The 6,836-nt window shown below is 45.3% G+C and carries 4 protein-coding genes; 3 read left to right on the top strand and 1 reads right to left on the bottom strand.

Annotated features, from left to right (window positions below):
• Positions 1-4,523 (top strand): pre-peptidase C-terminal domain-containing protein (locus LC574_RS19615; RefSeq protein WP_229455047.1); only part of this gene is annotated, 4,523 nt, incomplete at its 5' end.
• Between the two features lie 110 nt (positions 4,524-4,633).
• Positions 4,634-5,686 carry an LLM class flavin-dependent oxidoreductase gene (locus LC574_RS19610; RefSeq protein ID WP_229455046.1) on the top strand — a complete coding sequence of 351 codons (1,053 nt, stop codon included), beginning with the start codon at positions 4,634-4,636 and terminating at the stop codon, positions 5,684-5,686.
• Between the two features lie 57 nt (positions 5,687-5,743).
• On the opposite strand, the gene LC574_RS19605 is transcribed toward LC574_RS19610, so the two are convergent.
• Positions 5,744-6,490: a Uma2 family endonuclease gene (locus LC574_RS19605; protein WP_229455045.1), complete on the bottom strand. Its 747-nt coding sequence runs from the start codon at positions 6,488-6,490 to the stop codon at positions 5,744-5,746.
• A gap of 61 nt (positions 6,491-6,551) precedes the next feature.
• Here LC574_RS19605 and LC574_RS19600 point away from each other — a divergent pair.
• A partial coding sequence (locus LC574_RS19600) for a CPBP family glutamic-type intramembrane protease (RefSeq protein WP_368736709.1) occupies positions 6,552-6,836 on the top strand: 285 nt, incomplete at its 3' end.

The following is a 6,836-nucleotide window of genomic DNA, read 5'->3' as shown; positions in this document are numbered from 1 at the left end:
CAGGGAACTTCATTGATGCTTCAGAGGATGTAGACCTGTACAAAGTCGAACTCAAAGCAGGCGACAAGATTAAAATTGACACTGACTCCGTGCCCTTCCTAATTGAAGGGTTTGAAAACAACCAATTTGTCGATACGGAACTGCGGCTATTTGACTCCACAGGCACCCAGTTGGCAACATCATTTAACAACCCCGCCCCGGATGAGTTATTTGTTTCCAACCGCGATGCTTACCTAGAATTCACTGCCACCGCAGACGGAGCCTATTATATTGGTGTCGCCGCCAATGCTAATCGTTACTATGACCCCTTCACAGCAGGTAGTGGCGGTGGTCGCATCATTCCTGCCTCTGGAACCAACATTGGCAACTACGAACTCAGCATTGACCTCACCCCTGCTCCTGCTCCCCTTGAGCCAACAGTATCCTTCAACACGATCGCAGGAGCATTCGACTTTGAAGATAATCTATTGGCACCAGCCATAGTCAAAACCTTAGAAGATGGCGCCTCCCTGTTGACATTCGTCTTCAGTGTGGATGGCGAAATTCCAGAAGACGGACTAGTTGTAACACTCAACAGTGATATCGCCTTCCGAGACTACTTCAGCAACTTAGGAACCGAACCATTTAGCCCCGGAGGCGAATTCGTTGGTGCAGTCTTCAACTCAGAGGGTGAAGCCACCGGATTCAAATTCAAGCTTACCCAAGCCAACGCCCTGATTAACCTCTCAGTTAAAGACAACAGTGCGGGTGCGACCACCGACACAGCCACCTTTACCCTAGAAGCGGGTGCAGGTTATGACGTTGGCGCTGCTAGTTCTACTGTCACTTTCTACGAGAGCCTCGGCCAAGTACCTGCTGCTACAGTAACTCCAACGGTTAGCCTCAGTACCAACAATACCTCGTTGAGTGAAGCTACTGGTAACACAACCACCTTAACCTTTACCCTGAGCGAACCACCCCCAACCGGAGGTCTGTTGGTATATGTCAACAGTCCCAGTGATGCCTCAGGACGCGTTCTGGGAGATTTTGATGTCTACAACGCTGATGTTACGGGTGGAGTCTTCCCAACACCTAACTTTAGTGCCAATGGTTTCTACTTCAAAATTACCGAGCAAACAGCAACCATCACCCTGTCAGCCTTTGCTGATGGCGAAGTCGAAGGTATCGATGAAATCACCTTCAACTTGCAACAAGCACCGGGTTACACCATCGACGCTGACGCCCCAGGAGTGACATTTACAGTTGTAGACGATGCAACTTCGCAAATTCAGGTGAGTTTGACAACCTCTCCTTCTGTGTTGGTAGAGTCAGAAGGGACGGTATCACTACATACCTTTAGCCTCAGTGCTACGCCCCCATCAGCAGGCGTGACTGTCTCAGTCAATGCACCCAACCTCAGAGAGTTTAACCTGGATGGCATTGTAATTGAGGGTGGCGAAATTGCCTCTGTCCGCAATAACGGCTTTGACTTCAAAATCACTGCCAAAGATGCCACTATCAAGCTACCTGTGAAGGCGGATGGTGTACCGGAATTAGTCGAACAGGCTTTGTTTACCTTACTACCAGGTACGGGATACCAAGTTAACTCAGCGGCTAATTTTGGGAAGTTTACCATCGCCGATATCCCAGAGTTTACGCCCCCTCTGACTGAGGTGAGCGAACCCAATGACACTATTGAGACGGCGTTTGATACGAAACTGAGTTCTGCCTATCCCTTCTTTAGTATCGATAGTACAATCGACTTTGAGTATGATAACAACTACGAAACTGAGAAGGGCTTGATTCTTGTCGATGCTAGTGAAGACGTAGACTTGTACAAGGTTGAACTCACAGCCGGAGACACCATCAAGATTGATGTTGACGCGAACCAGTTTGAACCAGGTCGTAAGCTGGACACCTCGCTGCGTGTCTTTGATGCCAAAGGTGTCCAGGTAGGCTACAACGAAGATGGTGCGGCTCCTGATGAACTGTTTGTTGGCAAATGGGCATCCTATTTGGAATTCACAGCTCCTGAGGATGGTGTGTATTATCTTGGGGTTGCCATCTACAACAATATAAAATACGATCCACTCAAGCCAGCTAGTGGCAATGGCAACTCGGCTACTGACCCCAATGAGTACGGCATCGGCAAATACACGCTTAACATCAGTCTCAACGATCCGGATGCGTTTATCGCCAACCCGACAGAGATTCCTGCTGGTAACAAAGAAGGCCCCGCAATTTCCTTGTTCACCATTGCAGGGACTTACAAGAATGACTTTGACAAACTTGACTTTGGAATTCTCTCACCTGAAATAGCGGAAACTGTTGCAGAAGGTGCAGGGTCGGCTCTTACCTTTGTCCTAACAACAGAGGGTGAAATTCCCACAGGTGGAATCGAAGTTTATATCCAAAGTGACAATCCCTTGCTGGACTATTTGGGAAATCGTGATTCTTACGGTTCTCTCCTCAGCGATAAACCCTTTAGCCGTGGCGGACAGTTTTTAGATGCTGTTTATAACGAAGCAGGTGAAGCAATTGGTTTTAACTTCCGCCTGGAGGAAGCTTTTGCTACGATTGTGATTCCGCCTACTAATCGGAAAACAGCTGAAACCAATGGAGCTGAAACTGTTACTTTCTCTGTAGTGGAGAGCGTAGGGTACACCGTCTCTGATTCCAGCAGTTCTACTGTCACCTTCTACGACACTGTAGCTCAAGTTCCTGCACCTACTGTTATCCCAGAAGTCAGCATCGCATTCAGTCAGACAGAACTGATTGAATCAGAGGGAACGACCACTGTCATCACTCTGTCACTCAGTGAACCACCGCCACCAGAAGGTGTACAAGTTTATATCAGCGGTAATGCTCAGGATGCACTGAATGAATTCGCCATCTTTGATGGCAAGTTTACGGGTGGCGTACCTGCTGCTGATGGTGCAGTCAGCGGTTTCTATTTCAAGCTGTTGGAGCAAACGGCAACCATTACTCTACCTGTATTCAACAGCACCGACATTGTTGAAGGCATTGAGGAGTTTAAATTCGAGGTCAAACCCGGAGCAGGCTACACTGTCAGTCCAACAAATGGTTCGGCTACCATTACCATCAAAGACACCCCTGACTCGAAGATTCAGGTGAGTCTCAGTACGGAACCAAAAGTGTTGATTGAGACAGAGGAAACTCTAGGCAAGCTCAACTTTAGCTTGAGTGCCACGCCACCGACAGCCGGGGTAATCGTTACAGTCAGTGTTACTGACCTGGAAGAAAACTTCGTTCCCGAAAGCCTCGTTGTTGAAGGAGGCGAACTGGTGGGAATTTCAGCCCAGGATAACACCTTCACTCTGAAGATTACTGAGAAAAACGCTAGTTTGAGTGTGGCGATCGCTAACGATAATATAGCAGAAGGTGTAGAAACTGCTACCGTAACAGTATTAGCTGGCGAGGGCTATCAAATTAATCCCGAAGCCAATAGCGCCACTTTCACACTGGTTGATTCTCCAGATCAGGCTCCTGCTTCAACGGCAGAATCTAATGATACTCTAGCAACTGCGATCGCTATCGGTCTGAGTGCAACCAATACCAGCGTTACCTTTGACGGCGAAATTGGTGAATATACTGTCGGTGAAGGTGATAATCAGATTCAAGTCGATGGTAGTGAAGATGTAGACCTTTACAAGGTTAATCTCAAAGCCGGGGAGCAGCTCTCAATCAACGTTGATGCCGCAGAAATAGACTCTAAGTTGCTCTACTCGCAGCTACGGGTCTTCGATGCCGAGGGCAAAGAACTGGTGAAAACTGGTTTCGATGACTTCCAAGCAGCACCAGATGAGGTATTCTCAACCTTCAACGATCCTTACCTAGAGTTCTCTGCTCAAACGGATGGTACTTATTTTGTCGGCATCAGTCAACTTGGCAACGACTACTACGATCCCAAGACGGTGGGCAGTGGTTCCGGCGAGGTGTACCCTGATTTTGGGATTGAAACTGGTAAGTACACAGTCAGTTTCGGGCTATCTGCTGAAGAACCCACCAGTCCCTTTGGTACTGCGGGTGACGACACCCTAATTGGCACTGCTGGCAATGACCAACTGTTTGGCAGAAATGGCAATGACAAACAGTTTGGTAGAGGTGGCGATGACCAACTGTTTGGTGGCTCTGGCAATGACCTGCTAGATGGTGGCTCTGGCAATGACCAACTGTTTGGCAATGGTGGTAAAGACACATTGCTCGGTGGTGCTGGCGATGACATCATCTACAGCGGTTCGGGAGATGACTTGATCAACGGTGGTGTTGGCAATGACACCCTCTACCTGAACGGCGGTAATGATGTTGTTGTATTGGCACAAGGTGCAGGAGTCGATACCATCAACAACTTCCAAATTTCTTTTGGTCAGCGCATTGGTTTAGGAAGCGGTTTGAGCTATGACCAGTTGACTTTGAGTCAGAGCGGATTTGATACCGATATCAAAGTAAATGATGAGACATTAGCAGTGCTGAAATATACACAAGCAAGTAGTCTCAATTCATCGGCGTTTACCAATGTTTAACTAGCTATGCACAACATAGCTAATTAGTCAAATGTTTGAATGAATAAAGGGGGAATTTTCAGATATTTCATCTGAATCCCCCTTTTCCTCAAGTTGAATGCAAAAGAATTATGGATTTTAGTCTGTTTTATTTCGATGGTGATGGCTCTGTTGCTCGTCCTGATCAATACCAACTTTTAATCGAAAGTGCTAAATTTGCTGACCAAAATGGTTTAACAGCTATTTGGACTCCTGAACGGCATTTTCACGCCTTTGGAGGACTTTACCCAAATCCAGCAATTACTAGTGCAGCGATCGCTATGATTACTAAACAAGTGCAATTACGTGCTGGTAGTTTTGTCCTACCTTTACACGATCCGGTACGAGCTACTGAAGAATGGGCAGTGGTAGATAATTTATCACAGGGAAGGGTAGCGATCGCTTTTGCTTCTGGTTGGACTGTGGATGATTTTGTCTTAGCTCGTGAACCCCATGTCAATCGCAAAGCCTCAATGTGGCGCGATTTGGAGGTGATGCGAAAACTCTGGCGGGGCGAGCCGGTTGAACGTCAAGATGCTACAGGAAAAGTATTCTCAGTAAAAACATTGCCTAGACCTGTACAACCAGAACTTCCTATTTGGATTACTTGTCAGTCTTCAGAAACTTTTGTGGAAGCTGGTAAACTAGGGGCGCATGTCTTAACTTCGTTGCTCGGTGGTACATTAGATGAAATTGCCTCTAAAATTAAACTTTACCGCAACTCTCTAGCAAAACATGGACACGATCGCCAAGCAGGGAAAGTGGCGCTGATGATTCATACTTTTCTAGGAGATGACATCAACGAAGTTAAGGAAAAAGTTACCCAACCTTTCTGCAATTACCTGAAAACCCACTATGAATTAATAGAAAGTTTGGCGAAGAGTATGGGGTTAAAAGTCAGCCTTAAAAACTTCTCTGAAGACGATATCGATAGTATACTGCAATTTGGTGTAGAAGGATTTATGAAAGGGCGATCGCTCATTGGTACGCCTGATAGTTGTCGGTCTTTTGTTGAAGAAATTCGCGCCGCAGGTGTAGATGAAATTGCTTGTCTAATTGACTTTGTACAAGATTACGATTTGGTAATGGCAAGTTTACCGTTTGTAAGTCAATTGCAAAAACAGTTAGCTCCAGCGCTGAGGTAAAAAGGTATAAGTTTTTTGAATATGTCCTGTACGAATTATTATTATGGCAATTATTCTCTACAAAGTATTTGGATCAATACCCATTGCTCGGAGTCTTTCTGCTAGTATTTGAGAGCGCTCTAATGCTTGTTCTTTCTCCAAAATAGCTTGTTCTTTCTCCAAAATAGCTTGTTCTTTCTCCAATCTTTCGCTTTGGGTACGTTCGTCTCCTGTTAGTAAGACAGAACCATCCTGGTGACACCAACGTAACCAAGTATCCTGTCTCCCTTCAAATTCTCCCTGCCAAAGTGTCAAACCCAACTCGACTTGTTCTAACCAAGTTTCTGTAGTTTCAAAGTAACGTCTAGGTCTAAGTTCAAAGACACGTAGGGTTTGTTCCCCTAATTGATGGCTAGGGTCGTAGACTATATAGTAACTGACACGCATTTGTTCATAAATTCTCAACTTGTTACCAAGTTCGTCACCTTCTTTATTTGAGACAATTTCAATTACCAGTTCTGGTGGTTTACCAAACCGCCAAACCATGTAACAACGATTTTGCTTTTCCCACCAATTTGTAGGTACTTGCACATCAAAACTCAAAAAAACATCAGGGACGATGGGTGGTTGACCATCTGTATGGTAGATACCAACATTAGCAGCAGCGATAAAATTCTGTGAAATGGCACTATAAAGAGTACTAACTAATAGACGTTGTTGTTTTTCTGAGCCGAAATTGTCCACAGGTGTATCATCTTCTGTTACTAGCTGGCTAGCATCTGGAACATAGTAGTCATCATCATGAATTACAAGTTGCTCAACCATGAGTCTACCTAGTAATTAAAAGGCTAATTTTATTTTAGTTGATTAGCGGGAGTCATCAGCAATTATTGGTCTAACTTGGGGAGTATGGCACGCTCCATTAATTTTACAAGGACATAATTATCCTCAGCATCATCGAATTGGCGTATTCATGATGACAATTTCGACTTTTTTGTTAGCCCCAATATATAGTTACATAACAATCAAATCAAAATCAGTTATTGCGGCAGCTATTATGCATGGCACAATTAATGGACTTGCAGTACTCCCTATTTCGCTGATTAAGGGAGGAAACGATTTAACAGTTGGTATGACCGGGTTAGCAGGATTTATTGCGATCGCTATTGTA

This window comes from Nostoc sp. CHAB 5715 (assembly GCF_020829685.1).
Lineage (GTDB): Bacteria > Cyanobacteriota > Cyanobacteriia > Cyanobacteriales > Nostocaceae > Nostoc.
This window is presented reverse-complemented; position numbering and strand designations above follow the sequence as displayed.